Annotated in this window: 17 protein-coding genes and 1 tRNA gene; 9 read left to right on the top strand and 9 right to left on the bottom strand. The window is 57.3% G+C overall.

Annotated features, from left to right (window positions below; all coding sequences use genetic code 11):
• Positions 1-82 precede the first annotated feature (82 nt).
• The 7 genes from SLW75_RS26110 to pilB all read right to left on the bottom strand — a co-directional run bounded on the left by SLW75_RS26110 (position 83) and on the right by pilB (position 6,155).
• Complete coding sequence (locus SLW75_RS26110; protein WP_410935814.1) at positions 83-622, bottom strand: MOSC domain-containing protein; 540 nt, start codon at positions 620-622, stop codon at positions 83-85.
• Positions 619-1,248 (bottom strand): DUF1780 domain-containing protein, encoded by a 630-nt coding sequence (locus tag SLW75_RS26105; RefSeq protein ID WP_410935813.1) that lies wholly within the window; start codon positions 1,246-1,248, stop codon positions 619-621. Before SLW75_RS26105 ends, SLW75_RS26110 begins: the two co-directional genes overlap by 4 nt.
• A gap of 298 nt (positions 1,249-1,546) precedes the next feature.
• Complete coding sequence (gene yacG / locus SLW75_RS26100; protein WP_410935812.1) at positions 1,547-1,750, bottom strand: DNA gyrase inhibitor YacG; 204 nt, start codon at positions 1,748-1,750, stop codon at positions 1,547-1,549.
• Positions 1,750-2,370 (bottom strand): dephospho-CoA kinase, encoded by a 621-nt coding sequence (coaE, locus tag SLW75_RS26095; RefSeq protein WP_410935811.1) that lies wholly within the window; start codon positions 2,368-2,370, stop codon positions 1,750-1,752. The genes yacG and coaE overlap by 1 nt, the downstream gene beginning before the upstream one ends.
• Positions 2,367-3,239, bottom strand: a complete 873-nt coding sequence (locus SLW75_RS26090; protein WP_410935810.1) for a prepilin peptidase — start codon at positions 3,237-3,239, stop codon at positions 2,367-2,369. Before SLW75_RS26090 ends, coaE begins: the two co-directional genes overlap by 4 nt.
• Before the next feature lies 1 nt (position 3,240).
• Positions 3,241-4,458 (bottom strand): type II secretion system F family protein, encoded by a 1,218-nt coding sequence (locus SLW75_RS26085; RefSeq protein WP_410935809.1) that lies wholly within the window; start codon positions 4,456-4,458, stop codon positions 3,241-3,243.
• A 2-nt stretch (positions 4,459-4,460) separates the two neighbouring features.
• Positions 4,461-6,155 (bottom strand): type IV-A pilus assembly ATPase PilB, encoded by a 1,695-nt coding sequence (gene pilB / locus SLW75_RS26080; RefSeq protein WP_410935808.1) that lies wholly within the window; start codon positions 6,153-6,155, stop codon positions 4,461-4,463.
• A 224-nt stretch (positions 6,156-6,379) separates the two neighbouring features.
• On the opposite strand from pilB, the gene SLW75_RS26075 reads away from it, so the two are divergent.
• Both SLW75_RS26075 and SLW75_RS26070 read left to right on the top strand, forming a co-directional pair.
• On the top strand, positions 6,380-6,805 hold the full coding sequence (locus SLW75_RS26075) for a pilin (RefSeq protein ID WP_410935807.1): 426 nt from the start codon (positions 6,380-6,382) through the stop codon (positions 6,803-6,805).
• A 75-nt stretch (positions 6,806-6,880) separates the two neighbouring features.
• Positions 6,881-6,956 (top strand) — tRNA-Thr (locus tag SLW75_RS26070).
• Positions 6,957-7,156: 200 nt separating this feature from the next.
• Here the strand turns inward: SLW75_RS26070 and SLW75_RS26065 are convergent.
• Entirely contained in the window at positions 7,157-7,597 is a 441-nt protein-coding gene (locus tag SLW75_RS26065; RefSeq protein ID WP_410935806.1) for a hypothetical protein, read from the bottom strand.
• Positions 7,598-8,182: 585 nt separating this feature from the next.
• On the opposite strand from SLW75_RS26065, the gene yecR reads away from it, so the two are divergent.
• Together yecR and SLW75_RS26055 are read left to right on the top strand one after the other, a co-directional pair.
• The gene (gene yecR, locus SLW75_RS26060) at positions 8,183-8,704 is read left to right on the top strand and encodes a YecR family lipoprotein (protein ID WP_410935805.1); all 522 of its coding nucleotides are present in this window, start codon (positions 8,183-8,185) and stop codon (positions 8,702-8,704) included.
• A gap of 87 nt (positions 8,705-8,791) precedes the next feature.
• On the top strand, positions 8,792-8,998 hold the full coding sequence (locus SLW75_RS26055) for a hypothetical protein (RefSeq protein WP_369318928.1): 207 nt from the start codon (positions 8,792-8,794) through the stop codon (positions 8,996-8,998).
• Between the two features lie 729 nt (positions 8,999-9,727).
• On the opposite strand, the gene nadC is transcribed toward SLW75_RS26055, so the two are convergent.
• Positions 9,728-10,576, bottom strand: coding sequence for a carboxylating nicotinate-nucleotide diphosphorylase (gene nadC / locus SLW75_RS26050; RefSeq protein WP_065987639.1), 849 nt, complete (start codon positions 10,574-10,576; stop codon positions 9,728-9,730).
• Between the two features lie 384 nt (positions 10,577-10,960).
• Here nadC and SLW75_RS26045 point away from each other — a divergent pair, with 384 nt between their 5' ends.
• From SLW75_RS26045 to SLW75_RS26025, 5 genes are all read left to right on the top strand, one after another.
• Positions 10,961-13,201 (top strand): DUF1631 domain-containing protein, encoded by a 2,241-nt coding sequence (locus SLW75_RS26045; RefSeq protein ID WP_192133104.1) that lies wholly within the window; start codon positions 10,961-10,963, stop codon positions 13,199-13,201.
• Positions 13,202-13,325: 124 nt separating this feature from the next.
• Entirely contained in the window at positions 13,326-13,874 is a 549-nt protein-coding gene (ampD, locus tag SLW75_RS26040; protein ID WP_065987637.1) for a 1,6-anhydro-N-acetylmuramyl-L-alanine amidase AmpD, read from the top strand.
• A 15-nt stretch (positions 13,875-13,889) separates the two neighbouring features.
• Positions 13,890-14,726: a regulatory signaling modulator protein AmpE gene (ampE, locus tag SLW75_RS26035; protein ID WP_065987636.1), complete on the top strand. Its 837-nt coding sequence runs from the start codon at positions 13,890-13,892 to the stop codon at positions 14,724-14,726.
• 366 nt (positions 14,727-15,092) lie between these two features.
• Positions 15,093-16,502 carry a putrescine-ornithine antiporter gene (gene potE / locus SLW75_RS26030; RefSeq protein WP_410929598.1) on the top strand — a complete coding sequence of 470 codons (1,410 nt, stop codon included), beginning with the start codon at positions 15,093-15,095 and terminating at the stop codon, positions 16,500-16,502.
• Complete coding sequence (locus tag SLW75_RS26025) at positions 16,499-18,784, top strand: Orn/Lys/Arg decarboxylase N-terminal domain-containing protein (protein WP_065987634.1); 2,286 nt, start codon at positions 16,499-16,501, stop codon at positions 18,782-18,784. Before potE ends, SLW75_RS26025 begins: the two co-directional genes overlap by 4 nt.
• Positions 18,785-18,806: the final 22 nt, after the last annotated feature.

Raw genomic sequence — 18,806 nt, 5'->3', positions numbered from 1 at the left:
CGAATGTACGCTTCGACACGCGCTGGGTCGGCAGGTTTCAGGCCGCTGATCATTTGAGGCGCTTTATCAACATTGACCCGGATCAGGAGGCGGCGCTGTTGGCTGCGTTAAAGTCATGGACGCTCGGTTCGATCGGCTCGATACACAACACGTCGTCCAGACGCACGATGCCGCTTTGTATCACCCGCGCGGTGATTCCGCCATGGCCACGAAGGGCCTGAAAGATGCCGTGGCCGAGGCGTTGCTCTAGGCGCGCGCAGGGCTGGCACCAGCCGGTGGTTTCGAAGATCGCCTGGCCGATGCGGAAGCGTCGGTTCTTCAGGCTGAACAGGTTGATGCCGCTGATCACGATGTTGCGTCGCAAATCCTGGGGCAACACCGGATTGTCCTCGGCCCGGCCCATCAGCGAACTGACCACTGCAAAGTGTTCCCACTGGATCAGCGTCACCTGTCGAGCGTTGCGCGGGCCGGGGCGGGCATGATCGCCCGTCAGGCCTGCTTCGCGACGGGCTTCCACGGCGTCCAGCTCAACCATCTCGCCCCGGGATTCCGGGCGCACACCAATCCAGCGCACACGCCCGCGCTGGGGTACATCGGCGATCAATTCCTGCAACGGGCTCATAAACTGATTCCTACATCAAACACCACGCTGCGGCCCAGATTGGTCCGCAGGAAATCCGGGGCATCCGGATGGGCGAACAATACCCGGGCGAAGGTCGGCCCGACCAGCGAGAGTGACCGCCAGCCCTGACGCAAATACTCGGTGGGCGGCGGAAAGTGGCTGTTCAAGTCGAGCACCTCGCGCTTGAGGCTAGCGAAGGCAATGATGTCCAGCTCGCCCACATCCAGCCCACGCTCTTTGTAGTTGTGGGCCTTTTTGCGCAGCGTGGGTGCCAGGCGCCGGAGCAGCTCGGCAGCGGGAATGCGCTTGGGTTTGGCTTCGCGCCGCACCAGTTGGCTGAGGGAAAACGCGCTGCGTCGACGTTGCAGTTCTTCACGCCACTCATCATTGAGCCGACGGCCTTCATCCAGAACAAAGAACACTTCAAAACACGCGTCGCGAAACAGTACGTCCGGCGGCTCTTGCCCGGCAGGCTGGAAGTCGTCAGTACGATGGGGAATATTCAGGCCCTGCAGCAACCGCTCGCACACCCAACGTTCGCGCTCCCACTTGCGCGCATTGGACAGAAACGCATTGGCTTGCTCGGCCTGGCTCGTCAAAAGACGCAGATAATCAGAGTCATCCATGGCGCCAAGCTTAACGCTGCTGAGGGGATAAGAAATACTGGAGCGGAGATAAAGTTGGGCGGGGCGGTGCTTATCGGCTCAAGAAATTGCCGCTAGCCCATTGTGGGAGTGTGCTTGCTCACTAAGACGGCATTGGAACTGCTGGATATCCAGCGGATGTACCGGCCTCTTCGCGAGCAGGCACGCTCACACAAAACGTCATCCCGCTCGCCGCTCGCTTTTGTTGGCGGGATGCTCTCAGCTCTTGGGAGATATGGCAGCACTGGCGTTGTTCGTCCTGTGTGGCTGCCCACTTAGATCAATGTTGACGAGGGTCGAAGTCACCCGAAAACAGCTCGTCTTCAGCATCCGGCGCCACCGGAATCGCATGTTCTTCCGACGCCCAGGCGCCCAGGTCGATCAGCTTGCACCGGTCCGAACAGAACGGCCGAAATTTACTTTCCGGCGCCCATTCCACGGGCGCTCCGCAGGTTGGGCAATCGACGGTCATTGGTTGGCTCATCATTGGCCTCCACGCAAAGTTAAATAAAAGTGATGAAGACGCTCGACCTCGCTTTTCAGCCAGGCCGGGTCACGGTCATTGACGATCACATCATCGGCCCGGCTCAAGCGCTCCTCGCGACTGGCCTGCGCCTTGAGAATCGCCCGCACCTGTTCCTCGTTGGTCTTATCGCGCAACACTGTGCGCTGGATTTGCACCGATTCCGGCACATCAATGACCAACACCCGCTGAACCATCTGGTGCTGAGAAGTCTCCAGCAACAACGGCGACACCAGAATCGCGTAAGCCGATTCAGCGCGCGCCAGATACTGACGGATTTCCTCGCGGATCAGCGGATGCAACAGGCTTTCGAGCCAGACCCGCTGTTGCGGGTCTTTGAAAATCAGCTCGCGCAACGCCGAGCGATTCAGCGTGCCATCGGCCTGCAACACGCTTGGGCCGAAGTGCTCGGCAATCCGCGCCAGGGCAGGGCGCCCGGGCTCGACGACCCAGCGCGCAGCGTGATCGGCGTCCACCAAGTGCACGCCCAGATCCACGAAGCACTGAGCCGCCGCACTCTTGCCGCTGCCGATGCCACCGGTGAGGCCCAGAATCCAGGGTTTTGACGCAGGAGAAGTCATCTGAAACCGGCGATCTGCAGATACGAAGTCGTTATTTGATCACCCCAGAGCAAAGCGATCCACCCTGCGAGCGCCAGATAAGGACCGAAGGGGATCGGTGTGCTGGTTTCGACATTGCGCAAGCGCAGCAGAATCAGGCCCAACACCGCACCGACAATCGACGACAGTAGAATCGTCAGCGGCAAAATCTGCCACCCGCCCCACGCGCCAAGCATGGCCAGCAACTTGAAGTCGCCGTAACCCATGCCTTCCTTGCCGGTGATCAGCTTGAACAGCCAGAACACACACCACAACGCCAGATACCCCGCGACCGCGCCCCACAGCGCATCGGTCAGCGAGGTGAACAGGCCGAAGGCGTTGACGATCAGGCCGAGCCACAACAGCGGCAACACGATTGCGTCCGGCAGAAGCTGGTGATCGGCGTCGATCAGGCTCATCGACAACAACCCCCACGTCAGCACCAGCATCGCCGCTGCCTGCCAGCCGAAACCGAAATGCCAGGCGATGAAGGCCGAGAGTAAGCCGCAGGCCAGTTCAACGAGGGGGTAGCGCTTGCTGATGGAGGCTTTGCATTGGGAACACTTGCCGCCCAGGAACAGGTAGCTCACCACCGGAATGTTCTCCCACGCGCGGATTCTGTGTGAGCAATGCGGGCAGCGGGAGTGAGGGAGGATGAGGTTGAAGGTTTCTGTTGGGGGCTCGGCGGGGAGGTCGAGCATTTCCCGGGACTGGGTTTTCCAGTCGCGGATCATCATTAGCGGTAATCGGTAGATCACGACATTCAGGAAACTGCCGACTAGCAGGCCCAAGATGAGTGCGCATAAAACAAAGGCCAGCGGGGAGCTGGCCAGGAGGTCGAGGAGGGGCATGTTAAACAGCGTTTCCGAGTTGAAAGATGGGGAGGTACATGGCTATCACCAGGCCACCAACGATCACGCCGAGCACTGCCATGATCATCGGCTCCATTAGCGCAGTGAGGCTGTCGACCATGTTATCAACCTCGTCCTCATAGTAGGTAGCGACCTTATCTAGCATCGAGTCGAGCGCACCAGATTCCTCGCCGATGGCCGTCATCTGCACGGCGAGCATTGGGAATACCCCGGTGCTGCGCATGGAGAAATTGAGCTGCATGCCGGTGGAGACGTCTTGTTTTACCTTGTTTACTGCGTTTCTAAAGACAACGTTGCCGGTCGCACCTGCCACGGAATCTAATGCTTCAACCAGCGGGACACCGGCGGCAAATGTGGTGGATAACGTGCGGGCATACCGGGCAACTGCGGATTTGTACAACAGAGGTCCTATTACGGGAACCTTCAAAAGTGTTCGGTCCAACCCATTTCGGAATTTTTCTGAATTTCTATAGGCGCGTCGAAATAGGAAGATTCCCAATACGATCCCGGCGAGCAATATCCACCAATAGTCTTGAACAATTTGAGACAACCCGATCACCATCAGGGTGAAAGTAGGAAGCTTCGCACCGAAACCGTCAAAAATGCTCTGGAACTGCGGGACCACTTTGAGAAGAAGAATCCCCGTAACGATAAAAGCTACGGCCACTACAGCGATGGGGTAAGTCATCGCCTTTTTGATCTTTGCCTTCAGGGACTCAGTCTTTTCCTTATATGTCGCAACACGGTCCAGCAGCGCTTCAAGAGCACCCGCCTGTTCCCCTGCGTCCACCAAGTTACAGAACAGGTCATCAAAATACAGCGGCTTCTGCCGTAGAGCCGTGGCGAAGCTGTGCCCGGCAGCGACCTCTTGTTTGATGTCGTCCACTAACTTGCGCATATTCGGGTTTTCATGACCCTCGCTGATGATGTCGAAGGACTGCAATAGTGGAACCCCAGCCTTCATCATCGTAGCCATTTGACGGCTGAAGAACGCGATGTCCAGCGGCTTGATTTTTTTACCCTTGCCAAAGATCGAAACTGATTTTTTACGTACCTTAGTAGGGTTGATCCCCTGCTTGCGCAATTGCGCTTTGACCAGCGCCGGATTGTGCCCATTGATTTCGCCCGTGAGCTTAGTCCCTTTTTTATCTACCCCTTCCCAAGCATAGACGCTGACTTTTACTGCTTTGGTCGCCATGCTTAATCCTTGGTCACCCTGTTTATTTCTTCAAGACTCGTCAAACCTTGCATGGCCTTGCGGAGCCCCGAGGTGCGCAAATCATCATATCCGTCTCTGCGCATCTGCTCGGATATCTGGATCGAGTTCCCTTCCTCCATGATGATGCGCTCCAACGCTGGCGTGCTCTTCACCACTTCGTAGATACCTACTCGGCCCTTGTAGCCGCCATTGCAGTGCTCGCAGCCCACTGGAGAGTAAAGCTGGAACGAGCCGATTTGCGACTCGGGGAAACCTTCCGCAATCAAAGTTTCACGCGGAATCTCCACCTCCTTTTTGCAGTGGGGGCACAGTTTCCGCGCCAGGCGTTGAGCAATGATCAGGTTGATGGCCGTAGCGATATTGAATGCCGCCACGCCCATATGGTGCAGGCGAGTCAGAGTTTCGGCCGCGCTGTTGGTGTGCAGCGTAGACAAAACCATGTGGCCGGTTTGCGAGGCTTTGATAGCGATTTCGGCAGTCTCGAGATCTCGAATCTCTCCGACCATGATCACGTCAGGATCCTGACGCAGAAACGCCCGCAGTGCCTGAGAAAAGTCCATTCCTTGACGCGGGTTAACGTTAACCTGGTTAATGCCTTCAAGGTTGATTTCGACCGGGTCCTCAGCTGTCGATATATTGATATCGACAGTGTTAAGGATATTTAAGCCGGTGTAGAGCGATACTGTTTTACCCGAGCCGGTTGGACCGGTTACGAGGATCATGCCTTGTGGTTGACGAAGGGCCTCAAGGTAAAGCGCTTTCTGTTCTGGCTCATAACCCAGAGCGTCAATGCCCATTTGCGCGGTGGTAGGGTCCAAAATCCGCATTACGATCTTTTCGCCCCATAAAGTCGGGAGCGTGTTGACCCGGAAGTCGATTGCGCGGCTTTTAGAGATTCTGAGTTTGATGCGGCCATCTTGCGGTTTACGACGCTCCGAAATATCTAGGCTCGCCATGACCTTCAGACGTGCAGCAATTCGCCCAGCAAGGTGAATGGGCGGCTTCGCCACCTCATGAAGAATGCCATCGGTGCGGAGTCTCACCCGGAAAATTTTTTCGTAGGGCTCGAAATGCAGATCAGACGACCCCAGGCGGATGGCGTCCATCAGCATCTTATTAACGAAGCGGACGACCGGCGCGTCATCGGCGTCTTGACCTCCGATCGCGGTCTCCTTGCTCTCATCGACCGCCTCGATTTCGAGGCCCAGATCGACGTCTGCCAAGTCGCCCATACCGGCATTACCGTCGAAGAACTTATCGATGGCGATGGTCAGTTTGTCGTCCTCGACCAAAATAGCTTCGGTGGTGAGGCCGGTGCTGAACTGGATGTCAGTAATAGCTTGATGATTGGTGGGGTCAGATATGCCCACAAAAAGCTTGTTACCCCTACGCCACAGCGGAAGCGCGCAGTGCTGGCGTATGAGCTTCTCACTGACGAGCCCTTTCGGTTGGGTCTCCTTGTCCAGCGTGCCGAGATCAAGAAAAGGAATGCCGAATTGATCTGACGCGACCTCAGCCAGCGTAATGCTCTTAAGTAGCTTCGTCTCGACGAGGTGGTGCACAAGCGAAACCTTGTCACGCCGCGCTTGTTCGTAGGCCTTCTGAGCCGTTTGTTCAGTGAGCAGCTCAGCGACAACGAGTTGTTTTGCCAAACCGGTTAATACGACATCAGTCATTACAGCCACCAGATACGGACATTGGACCGTTTATAGCGTAGTCGGGGCTTTGCTGCCAAACACACAACGTGCGTGTGACCAAAATTGTCATCTTCTGCGCGCGCCGAGCTACGTTGTCAGCCTAGACGCAGCGTAGCTGCCTTCTGGTTCGGACTCTAAAAGCTGGCACGCCGCGTGCTATGACCTATCTGAGCAACATCTAATTGACACTTGGAGTAGTACCGATGAATTCACAAAAAGGTTTTACACTGATCGAGTTGATGATCGTAGTTGCGATCATTGGCATTCTGGCAGCAGTTGCCTTGCCTGCTTACCAGGACTACACGATTCGTGCTCAGGTTACTGAGCTTATGGCGCTGACCGATGGTGCGAAGGTCGCCGTCGCTGAAAACTATCAGTCCACCGGTGTTCTTCCTGCGAACGGCGCTGCCGCAGGCTATGGCGGTGCTTCAGGTCGGTACACCGCTAGCGTCACTGTAGGTGCGAACGGTGTAATAACTGCATTGGCTGACCAAGTGAACTCAAACCCCGCTATCCGTGGAGGGACTATCATTCTCACGCCGCTTGCGAACGGGACTAACAATACGTTGACGTGGACTTGCAACGGCAACATTGATGTAAGATTTCGCCCTAGCAGCTGCCGTGGGTGATTGGGGCTGAGCTGTTGAATCAGGATTGATTAGCAAACACATATATTTGTGCTGTGCGGCGTCACATACAGATATGCCGAAATAGCTCAGTCGGTAGAGCAGCGCACTCGTAACGCGAAGGTCGTAGGTTCGATTCCTATTTTCGGCACCAGAAACACAAAAGCCCGGTCCTCAAGACCGGGTTTTTTCGTACTCAACATTGCACCACCCCGATAATCAACAGGTCCCCACACACGTGGTCGCTCGTTTCATAACGCAATTTGTTCGTACGGACACTTATCCAAGACGCGCATGCTCACGCGACCAATGCCGATATAATTAAGGTGTTTTGGACATCACTGTCCTAAGCGCTTAGGTCACCAGGCCAGTCAAAATCGGCCTGGATGTCGATTCCATCTGCTTACCAATCACGCCTTGCTGGGCTAAGACTTTAGATGCGTATTTAGAGGAACGCCCTTCAGAGGCCAAAGAAGACAGCTCCTCATCACTGAAAGATTTTTCGTATGCCTGCGCGATGTTCTCATTCCATTTCGGTTGGTACAGAGGAAGCAGCGCGTTGATTTCGTCAGATACGGCTTTCACGGCACCCGCATTACCCAGCTTGGAAGCGATAGTTGTGAAGGTTACGGTTTGCTTTGCAATCGAAAGAGCAATAACAGGAAGATTTTGTCCGATTTTCGCCTGATCAACGAACGCTATCGCATCCCTATGCGAGGGCGTATCAGCGAGTGCTGCATTTGAAGTCATAGCGAACGTCGCCATTGCTATAGCGGCAAGAAAAAGCATTTTCATCTTTACTCCCTACGTCTAGTCCTTAGGTTTTGGAGATTAATCCATCTGCACCCTGGCATCGAGAGATTGCTGAAAGAAGATCAACGAGTGTGAATCGATCATCAGAGGTAGCCCCGTGCGGAGTTTATAATTCGACAGACGCAGCTGAGATGGACTGACGCTTGCGCCCAGTCGGAATCCACTTCCCACAAAGAGCCGGGAATCGCAGTCCGCTAGACGACCCATTTACGCTGTTTGGCTGAGCATCTTGATGCTCGTTGCGACGGCGGCTCAGATGCTGCGACAATCCCAGCATCTTGCTGGATCTGCAACAGCAGAAGACACCGACGAAAGATCCCCCTGAATTCGAAAGCATTCCGAGAGATAGTATCGAGACGCATTAAATGCGAGAGATGGCACCACAAGTCGTTGCGTTGTGCGGCGTTACTGATAATCGGCACTGCGTTACTCGTGATGTGAAGTGGTGCGCAACCTGTGCTCACATCAGAAGCGGAGCTATCTGTCGGCTGAAAGCTGCCGCCACAGCGATACGCTTTGATATATTCCGCCGCCATTTTTGCCCCTTCTCAACACAAGGATGTCCAGATGCGCGCAGTCTTGATCGCTGGCTTGTTCGTTTCGCTTGCTGCCTGCTCCACTCACAAGAATTTCTATGCAACAGGCGGAAGCCGCGCGGACGGCGTTATCGATGTGGCGTACGACTTCAATAGTCTGGAAACGCCGGTGGTCGATAACAATCAGGCATACACCATCGCCAAGTCCAAATGTGCGTTGTGGGGCTATGCCGACGCCGAGCCGTTTGGTGGGAGGAGGCAAACCTGTCAAGCGCGGCGAGGATTTGGCGAATGTTCGGCCTGGCAAGTTTCGATCAAGTACCAGTGCCTGGGCAATTTGGGGCAGGTGTCGCAGCCTGTGAATTACCTAGGGTCTGGCACCCCGGTAGCTCCTGCCCAGGTGCGTGCCCCGTCCTATTCACCAAACCCTGCCGCTGCGGCGCAACCGATGAGCAAGGAGGATTTCCAGCGCGAGCAAGTACAGAAGTTGATGCAGGAGAACGTCTCGTATGAGGAGTATCAGCGGCGGTACCGGATGATCATGGGGCAGTAACAATGCTTCAATGAAACGCTATTCCTCCTCATGGCCCAATGCGACGGCTAGGTCATTATTCCCTGCCCAGCAAAAGGATGCGCGAGCATGTTTGATACCCTGACAGAAGAGATTTTTCGTGTTGCCTGCTTCCCCATCGGTTGGCCCTTGGTGCGGCTGGTCACGCTAGGCAAGTATCCATCGAAGGGCTCATGGCTTGCCTGTACGCCGGAAGCTGAGTGGACTGCTGCTGTAGGGCTTGCCATTTTAGTCGTCGCATTGATGGCAGCCATGAAGCAGTTCGTTTTTTCTTAGCGCGTCAATAACATCGCCGAGAGGTGCGATCACTGGATGCGTATCCTGGCAAACCTGGAGACCCAGAAATCGATGAGGAGACCCGCAGGAGATGAGATACAAAAGGATTTTGACGCGCATCGTCGTGTACGGCATCTACTCCGCCTGCCTACTGCTGTACGCGCTTTTTCAAGGGTCTGAATACGATTGGATGAACACTGGCTCGCCGATGGATGCGCCAGCAAAGTGGGGCGATAACGGCTCCAACAATCGTTCTGTGCTCAGAGGACTTGTAGTCGCGACGGCGTTAGGAGCGCAGTTGTTGATCTACCGGATTTACTCAAGGCGTGAGGCAATCTTGACGTCTATCTTTCTCAGTATCGTATTGATCGCGTTTCGGTGAGCGCAGCAGCTTCTCACTAACATGACGAACCTTTGACGCAGCTCAGATAAAGCATCAGCGAAGGCCGCATTTCCGGTTGGGCAACGCGGCCTGCGCTCGCTTTAGGGCGCTGTGAATCAACAAATCCCCGGCGGTATCCCGTCCTTATTGAAATCCTTCAACCGTTCCTTCTCCTCCTCAGTCGAGTGAGCCGGAACGTCTTCTTCAGGTTCGACAGGTTGCTTCTCGTCAGCCATCGTCATTTCCCCTTCCGTTTGATTACCAATTCGATCTCAGGGATCTCAAGCCCATAACAAGCAGAGCCCGGGCAGCCAGCGCAGTTCAACCTTTAACACGTCGATACGTTCTCAAATGCTCAACCGCATAGACAAATCCACCGCCTTCACATCCTTAGTCAGCGTCCCGATGGAAATGTAATCAACACCAGTTTCAGCAATGGTGCGCAAAGTCGCGTCAGTCACTCCGCCGCTCGCCTCAAGCTTCGCGCGACCCGCCGTGAGGCGCACGGCTTCGCGCATGTCGTCCAGGCTCAGCTCATCAAGCATGATGATGTCGGCGCCGCCGTCGAGGGCTTGCTTGAGTTCGTCGAGGCTCTCCACTTCGATTTCCACGGGTTTGCCCGGCGCGATCTTGTGGGCGGCGGTGATAGCTTCCGCAATCCCGCCACAGGCAGCGATGTGGTTTTCCTTGATCAGGAACGCGTCGAACAAGCCGATCCGATGGTTATGGCAGCCGCCGCAGGTGACGGCGTACTTCTGCGCCATTCTCAGGCCGGGGAGGGTTTTGCGGGTGTCGAGCAGTTTGACCTGAGTGTCCGCGACCATGTCGGCGTAGTGCTGCGCGCGGGTGGCGACGCCTGACAGCAGCTGCAGAAAATTGAGTGCGCTGCGTTCGCCCGTCAGCAGCGAACGCGCGGGGCCTTCCAGGTGGAACAGCGCCTGATTCGGCTGCACGCGATCGCCGTCAACGACCTGCCAATGCACCGCGACGCGCGGGTCAAGCTGACGGAAAACAGCATCGACCCACGCTGTGCCGGCGATCACCGCTGCGTCGCGGGAGATTACAGTGGCCTTGGCTAGGCGCTCTGCCGGAATCAGCTGCGCGGTGATGTCACCACTGCCCACATCCTCCACCAACGCACGGCGCACGTTGGCTTCAATTTCGGCAGTGAGGGCGTCGAGACGTAGGTTTGGCATATCAGGCTCCACGAACTAAGTGCGCCGAGTATATGGCAGGCGCGTGTACCAACCTATGTAGGCCACGTGTCCAGTCGGGTGCATAACCTGCACTTTGTCGGTTTTTTCCTCGCTTATGCGACAGATTGTGATTTTGAGGGTCTATCGCTGCGCACGTCCCTTCGCCGCCTCCTATTATTCCAATCAAGGCGAAGTGTCCGCTGGCGAGCGGCCCGGATTTACCTGATACTTTCGCCTTGTATTTGACGTCATAGCGTTGACGTTAGCCTGCAACATCCCCAGGGATAAAATGTTGAGATCCGTTTGAATGGAGTCAAGTCTTCATTCGCTGCGGGGTGTAGCTGTTGTTAAAGCAGTTGTGTCGACGGTGTGAAGGAGTCCTTGATGCAGAACGACGGAAACAAAGTGGTGCCCTTGAAGGCAGGTGCGGATCATCCGGGATCCTCGCCTGTCGCTCGGCTGCCCGTCGTTTTGCTTCAGGTTCGTGACCGAGCCGCGCAGCAGTTGAAGGAAAGCCTGCAGACGCTGTTCGATAACGCTGACGACACGCTTTTCGAAATGGCCGACCGTGCTCACAACAACGCTGAGCAGAACATCTTCTTCGAGGCCATGCGCGACTTGCGTTTGAAGCGCAAAAGCATCGAGCGCAACTTCCTCGACAAATTCTTTGAAGCATTCCTGCGCTTGGGTCAGTACGAAGTGGCCGAGCCCCCGATGCCCGAGCCCGTTTCCTACGACAAGTTAGCCTTGGTCCATAACGATGATCTCGAACGCACCGTTGCGGTTGACGCCATGGTGGTCAAGGTCATGAGTCGCGACGGTATCGCCCTCGGTCAACTGACCACACGTTTGAATGTTCTTATCCCTCAGCCGTTGACCGACGAGACCAATCCGTTGGGGCCGACGCTGCTGTGCGACTATTTCCTGCAGGCCGGACGCAGTCTCGGCGTTGAAATCAAGGTGAAGCTGATCATTCTCAAGTTGTTCGAGAAGTACGCCTTGAGCAACGCCGATCAGCTCTATGAGGAAGCCAACCAGTTGCTAATTTCCGCAGGTGTATTGCCGGAACTGAAGGCGTTGCCGTCCCGTCGCTCCACTGATCGTATCGCCAGCGTGCCGCCTTCGAGTGAAGCCTTGCGTGCCGACAACGCCGCTATTCTCCAGGCGACCGAAAGTCTCGATAAAAGCGTGCAGGACGTGTTTTCCGCGTTGCAGGAGTTGCTGGTGCATGTGCGTGGTCACCTGACGCCGCGCCCCGAGTCGGTGACCGATGCGCGTCCGATTTCCAGTCAGGACTTGCTGCGTCTGCTGTCTCACTTGCAGCAGTACGTACCGAAAGCCGAGGAGAGCGACGACTTCGACCTGCGCGCCCAGCTTGAGCAGTTGATCAGTCGTGTCAGCGCGAGAAGCGGCAAGTTTCGCGTTGTGGGTACCATGGATGAGGACGTCATCAACCTCATCTCGATGTTGTTTGAATTCATTCTCGACGACCGCAACCTGCCAAGTTCGCTGCGGGCGTTGATCGGCCGCTTGCAGATACCGATGCTCAAGGTCGCGGTGATCGACAAGAGTTTCTTCAGCCGTGGCAGTCACCCTGCGCGTCGGCTGCTGAATGAAATCGCCTCTGCGGCGCTCGGCTGGGGTGGTCGCGACGACACCCAGCGTGACTCGCTTTATGCCCGCATCGACCAAATCGTCCAGCGCCTGCTCCACGATTTCGTCGATGACCCGGCAATCTTCACTGAGCTGCTGGTGGACTTTCTGGCCTTTACCGGCGACGAGCGTCGTCGCAGTGAGTTGCTTGAGCAACGCACCCGTGACGCCGAACAAGGCCGCGCACTGGCAGAGTTGGCCCGTCAGCGGGTGCAGCAGGCGCTGAACGATCGCCTGCTCGGCAAGACCCTGCCGCAGGTCGTTGTTCGCCTGTTGCAGGAGGCGTGGAGCAAGGTGCTGTTGCTCACGTGCCTCAAACACGGCGATCAGTCAGTTGAATGGACGTCAGGCCTTCAGGCGATGGACGATCTGATCTGGAGCGTTGAGTCCCATGACGAGCCGGAAGCGCGACAGCGTTTGCTCGAGCTGGTGCCTGGGTTACTCAAGTCCCTGCGCGATGGCTTGAGCAGTGCCGCCTTCGATCCGTTTGCCACCAGCGAATTCTTCAGTCAGCTCGAAGCGCTTCACGTCCAGGCGTTTAGCCACGTGACGAAAGCACCTGGCACGACCACCGTTGGCGACCAGGTAGCGTCTGATCATGGGCCGACGATGATGGCCGTGGTCGAAGAGATCGTTCTCGTTGGGCCGGGCGAGCAGATTCAGACCGAGCCGTCGATGCAGTTGCCTGCCGACGACGAAGGTTTGATGCAAGTCGAAAAGCTTCGTCTGGGCAGTTGGGTCGAGATCCAGGAAGACGAATCCCACAAGCTGCGCTGCAAGCTGGCCGCCATTGTTGATCCGAGTGGGCGCTATGTGTTCGTCAATCGCACGGGTATGAAGGTGCTTGAGAAAACCCGCATGGGCCTGGCGGTGGAATTTCGTCGCGGCGCTATTCGCGTCCTCGACGACGCGCTGTTGTTTGACCGCGCTCTTGAGTCAGTACTGGGCAATCTACGCAAGCTGAAGGGCTAGGGCTGAGATCGATCCTACGACTTCTTGCTGCGAATCCGCGCAACCTCAGGGTCGATTCGCCATCCACATCCTTTCCCGTCGCGGGCATACTGCGCGCTGTTGTTTCACGCCCTAAGGATTTTCCATGCATCTGGACCCTGCCACCGGCTGGTGCCACGGCGCGCAGCATTGCCCTTCACCCAATTTCAATGCCCGGCCTGAAAATGAAATTTCGTTGCTGGTGATTCACAACATCAGCCTGCCGCCCGCGCAGTTCAAAACCGGCAAGGTCCAGGCGTTTTTTCAGAATCGGCTGGACGTCACAGAACACCCTTACTTTGAAGGCATCGCTGAACTGCGGGTGTCTGCGCATTTCCTGATTGAGCGCGATGGAGCGGTCACTCAATTCGTGTCGTGCCTCGACCGTGCATGGCACGCAGGTGTCTCGATCTTCGACGGTCGAGAGACGTGCAATGACTTTTCCGTTGGCATCGAGCTTGAAGGCACGGATGATCAACCTTTCACCGGCGCGCAGTATGAGGCGCTGATCGAGTTGACCCGCCAGTTGCAGGCGGCGTGGCCAGCGATCACGGGGCAACGCATATGCGGTCACAGCGACATTGCGCCGGGGCGCAAGACCGATCCGGGTCCGTGTTTTGACTGGGAGCGGTTTCGTGCCGCCCTGGACGTTTGAAGTGAGGAGCAGCTAATGAGTTTTCTGGTTTTGCTGCTGGCGGTCTGGATCGAGAAGTTTTCGGCCCTGCGCCAGCGCATTCAGCGCGACGGGCCATGGCTCAATCAATTGAGCCGGCTGGAATCCAACCCACGCTCAGCCAAGCGACCGTGGTGGATTTTGATGGTGACGGTTGTGCTGCCTTTGGTGGTCCTGGCCCTGGCATTGGTGATTGTCGGCTCGGTGGCCTACGGCTGGCTCGCGCTGCCGATCCACTTGCTGGTGCTGATTTACAGCCTCGGCCGTGGCGACGTCAAAGCCGCGCTCGGCTCGTTTCGAGATGCCTGCCGTCGAGGCGATCAGGAAGCGGCGGTGCTGGTTGCCGAACGCGACCTGGGGGTCCAGGCCGAGAATGAAGAACAGCTACTGGGCGGCGCTCAGACATATTTGCTGTGGCAGATTTATCAGGGCTTTTTTGCGGTGATTTTCTGGTATTTCGTGCTCGGCCCGGTTGCGGCGTTGGCCTACCGCTTACTGGCCCTTGCTTCGGAACACGGCAAAACACCGGCGCTGGTCGAGCGTGCGACACAGGCAAGGCATGCCTTTGACTGGGTGCCCGTGCGCCTGCTGGCCGCCAGCTTTGCGCTAGTGGGCAACTTCGTCGCGGTCAGCCGCGTGATGCTCAGCGAACTGCTTAATTGGAACATCAGCGCCTCGCGCCTGATCAGCAAAGTCGGCTGCGTCGCTGGCGAGGTCCCTGCGCCCGTGGTGGGCGTCGAGGGCGTCAACAGCCTCGACGTGCTGTGGGAACTGCTCATCCGCTCGGCCATCGTCTGGTACGTCGGGTTTGCGCTGATCACGTTATTCGTTTGAAACGTCGGGAGCCGGCAAGCCGGCTCCCGCCTGTTCAGCCCTCGCTTCGCTTGGTCCAAAAAGACCTGTCCGAATTGACCGGCGTTGCCGCTTCGCTACCTGACCACTGATTGATATAGATCAATACCCCTCCCGGTCCTTGACGCTATCCTCTTTTGCCTTCGGCAAGACGCCGCCATCCCTCTGAACTGACAGTTCTTCTTAACGTTATTCACCCTTCAAACACATAATTAGCCCAAGTAAAGATGGCTTGTCGCCAGCAACTAGCGGCCGGCCGTTCTTGATTAACAAGACGCTGTTTTCTTGATTAACAACAATCCTTTGCTATAGCTAAATCCTCTCACCTTTTGCAAACAGGGCAACGGAATGTCAGTCGCTAAGAAAATGAGCGTCGGTCAGCTCACGATGTTGACTGCGGTCAACATGCTCGGGTCCGGCATTGTGCTATTGCCCACCAAACTCGCCGAGGTGGGCGGTATTTCCATCCTGTCCTGGCTGATTACGGCCACCGGTTCGCTGGCTTTGGCCTACGCTTTTGCGCGGTGCGGCATGCTCAGTCGCAAGACCGGCGGCATGGGTGGATACGCGGAATACACCTTCGGTAAATCAGGCAACTACATCACCAACTACACCTACGGTTTGTCGTTGTTGATTGCCAACGTGGCCATCAGTATCACCGCAGTTGGATATATACAGACGCTGTTCGATATCAAGTTGGGTTCGCTTCAAGTCGGCCTGGCCACCATCGCGCTGTTATGGATCACCACGTTCGCCAACTTCGGCGGCGCACGTATTACCGGCAAGATTGGCGCGGTGACCGTATGGGGCGTTATTGCGCCCGTGGTGCTGGTTTCGACGATCGGCTGGTTCTGGTTCGACAGCAGCACGTACGCGGCCGGATGGAATCCCCACGACAAAACCTGGTACGAGGCAGCGGGCGCTTCGGTAGCGATTACCCTGTGGGCATTTCTCGGCCTGGAGTCGGCGTGCGCCAACGGCGATGCGGTGGAGAACCCCGAAAAGAATGTGCCCATCGCAGTGCTCGGCGGGACACTCGGCGCAGCAGTGATTTACATCGTGTCCACCAACGTCATTGCCGGCATCGTCGACAACGCGGCACTGGTTTCCTCAACGGCGCCGTTCGGGCTAGTGTTCGCCAAGATGTTCAACCCCATGATCGGCGACATCATCATGGGGCTCATGGTCCTCGCCTGCGTCGGCTCGCTGTTGGGCTGGCAGTTCACGGTGGCGCAGGTGTTCAAAAGCTCCGCAGACACCGGTTACTTCCTGCCGATCTTCGCCAAAGCCAACAAGCACGGGGTGCCCATCATCAGCATGCTGATCCTGCTGGCGATCCAGACCGCCCTGGCGCTGCTGACCATCAGCCCTGACCTGGCCAAACAGTTCGACACGCTGGTCAATCTCGCGGTGGTCACCAACCTGGTGCCCTACATCCTGTCGATGGCCACGCTGATGACCCTGCAAAAGGTCTCCAACGTGCCGCCGCAAAAAGCTCTCATCACCAACATCGTCGCCGGGATCGCCACCGCGTACAGCTATCTGGCGCTGTACAGCTCCGGCGCCGAGGCGTTGATGCTTGGCGGTGTGGCGACCATCGTCGGCTACACCCTGTTCGGCTTCGTCAACACGCGCCTGATCAAGCTTGAAGCGCTTAACAACAGCGTGCCGACCCAGACCGTTTCCGCGCAGCACATCGTCGGCGAGCCGATCCCCGTCAACAACCTGAACCTGGCCACCCTGGAGACTCGACCATGAGCGACAACAGACACCTGCTCGGCATGCTGGCGCTGCTGGTCAGCAGCCAGCCCGACAAACGCAGCGTGTTCGGCCGGGCCCTGATCCAGCTGATCAGCGATGTGGAAGATCGCGCCATCAGCGTGCTGACCTCCGAAAGCCTCAGCGACGCGAAGTCGATCCTCAGCACCGATCCGGCGATCCAGTGTGTGTTGCTCAGTTGGGAAATGGACAGCAGCGACGACCACAAGCAATGCATCGATCTGCTCACCACGCTGCGTGAGCGCAACACGCGGGTGCCGGTGTTTCTGATCAGCGATCGCAGCACGGCGTCGAGTGTGCCGTTGATCGTCATGCAGCACGCCGATGACTTCATCTGGCTGCCGGAGGACACCAGCCGCTTCCTCAGCGGACGCATCATGGCGGCCATCGAACGCTACCGTCAGGCGGTGTTGCCACCGATGTTCGGTGCGCTGCTGAAGTTTGCCCGCAGCTACGAATACTCCTGGCACACCCCGGGCCACGCCGGCGGTACGGCCTTTCTGAAAAGCACGGCAGGCCGAGCCTTCTACGAGTTTTTTGGCGAGAACCTGCTGCGCTCCGATCTGTCGATTTCCGTCGGCGAACTCGGCTCGTTGCTCGATCACAGCGGCCCGATCGGCCAAGGCGAGCGCTATGCGGCGAAGGTGTTTGGCGCCCATCGCACGTACTACGTGACCAATGGTTCGTCGATGTCCAACCGGGTGATCCTGATGGCCAGCGTCACCCGGGACCAGATCGCCCTGTGCGACCGCAACTGTCATAAGTCCGCCGAACACGCGATGACGCTGTCCGGCGCCATCCCCACCTACCTGGTGCCCACGCGCAACCGCTTCGGCATCATCGGCCCGATCCTGCCGCAGACCTTGAGCGCCGAGAGCGTCAAAGCCGCCATCGCCAGCAACCCGCTGGTCAAAAGCCACATCGACCCGACGCCGGTGCATGCCATCGTCACCAACTCCACCTACGACGGCCTGACGTACAACGTCACCCGCGTTGAAGAGCTGCTGGGGCAGAGCGTTGACCGGCTGCATTTCGACGAAGCCTGGTACGGCTATGCCCGGTTCAATCCGCTGTACAAGGACCGCTTTGCCATGCACGGCAGCCCGGATGATCACGATCCGTCCAAACCCACCGTATTCGCCACGCAGTCAACTCACAAGCTGCTCGCGGCGCTGTCCCAGGCCTCGATGATTCATGTCCGTAACGGCCGCAACCCGATTCCCCACGGGCGGTTCAACGAGTCCTACATGATGCACGCGTCGACCTCGCCGAATTACGCGATCATGGCGTCCTGTGACGTCAGCTCGGCGATGATGGAGGCGCCTAGTGGCCAGATTCTGACCAACGAATCCATTGAAGAAGCGGTGGCGTTTCGTCAGGTCATCTCGCGCATGCAGACCGACATGCTAAGCCAGGACGACTGGTTCTTCTCTTGCTGGCAGCCGCCTACGGTGCAGGTCGGGGCCACGGCGATTGCGTTTCACGAAGTCGATCCGGTTCGGCTCAAGACCGACCCGAACTGCTGGGTCTTGCACCCCAACGAGGTGTGGCACGGCTTCGGCGACATCGAAGACGGCTACTGCATGCTGGACCCGATCAAGGTGTCCATCCTCAGCCCGGGGATGGGTGATGACGGCAACCTGCTGGACTTCGGCATTCCGGCCTGCTTGCTCAGTGCCTACCTGGGGCATCAAGGCATCATCGTTGAGAAGACCACCGACTTCACCATCCTTTTCCTGTTCTCCATCGGGATCACCAAGGGCAAGTGGGGCACGCTGGTCAACGCGTTGCTGGACTTCAAGCGTGACTACGACACCAACCTGGAACTGGAGCTTTGCCTGCCCGAATTGCTGACGGCGAATCAGCAGCGCTATGCCGGCATGGGCTTGAAAGATCTGGCAGAGGACATTTTCGCCGCGATGAAAGAGACCAAGACCACAGCGGCCATGTCGAAGGCGTTCGGCACGTTGCCCAAGGCCGAATTCAGCCCGGTGGAGGCGTACGAGAAGTTAGTCAAAAACGAGGTAGAGCAGGTCACCCTGGAAGAGGCCGCCGGACGAATTGCCGCGACTGGCATCGTGCCTTATCCGCCTGGCATTCCGCTGCTGATGCCCGGGGAAAACGCGGGCCCTGCAGATGGGCCGTTGCTGGCCTATCTTCGGGCGCTGGAAGGCTTCGATCGGTCATTCCCCGGCTTCACCCACGACACCCACGGGATTGAAAGCGAAGCGGGGGTGTATCGGATGCTGGTCTTGAAATAACTGCAGCGCTGGAAGGGGTAAA

The organism is Pseudomonas sp. W5-01, assembly GCF_046540435.1.
In the GTDB taxonomy this organism is placed as follows: Bacteria; Pseudomonadota; Gammaproteobacteria; order Pseudomonadales; family Pseudomonadaceae; genus Aquipseudomonas; species Aquipseudomonas graminis_B.
Note: the sequence above shows the minus strand (reverse complement) of the source record. Positions and strands in the feature narration are given on the sequence as shown.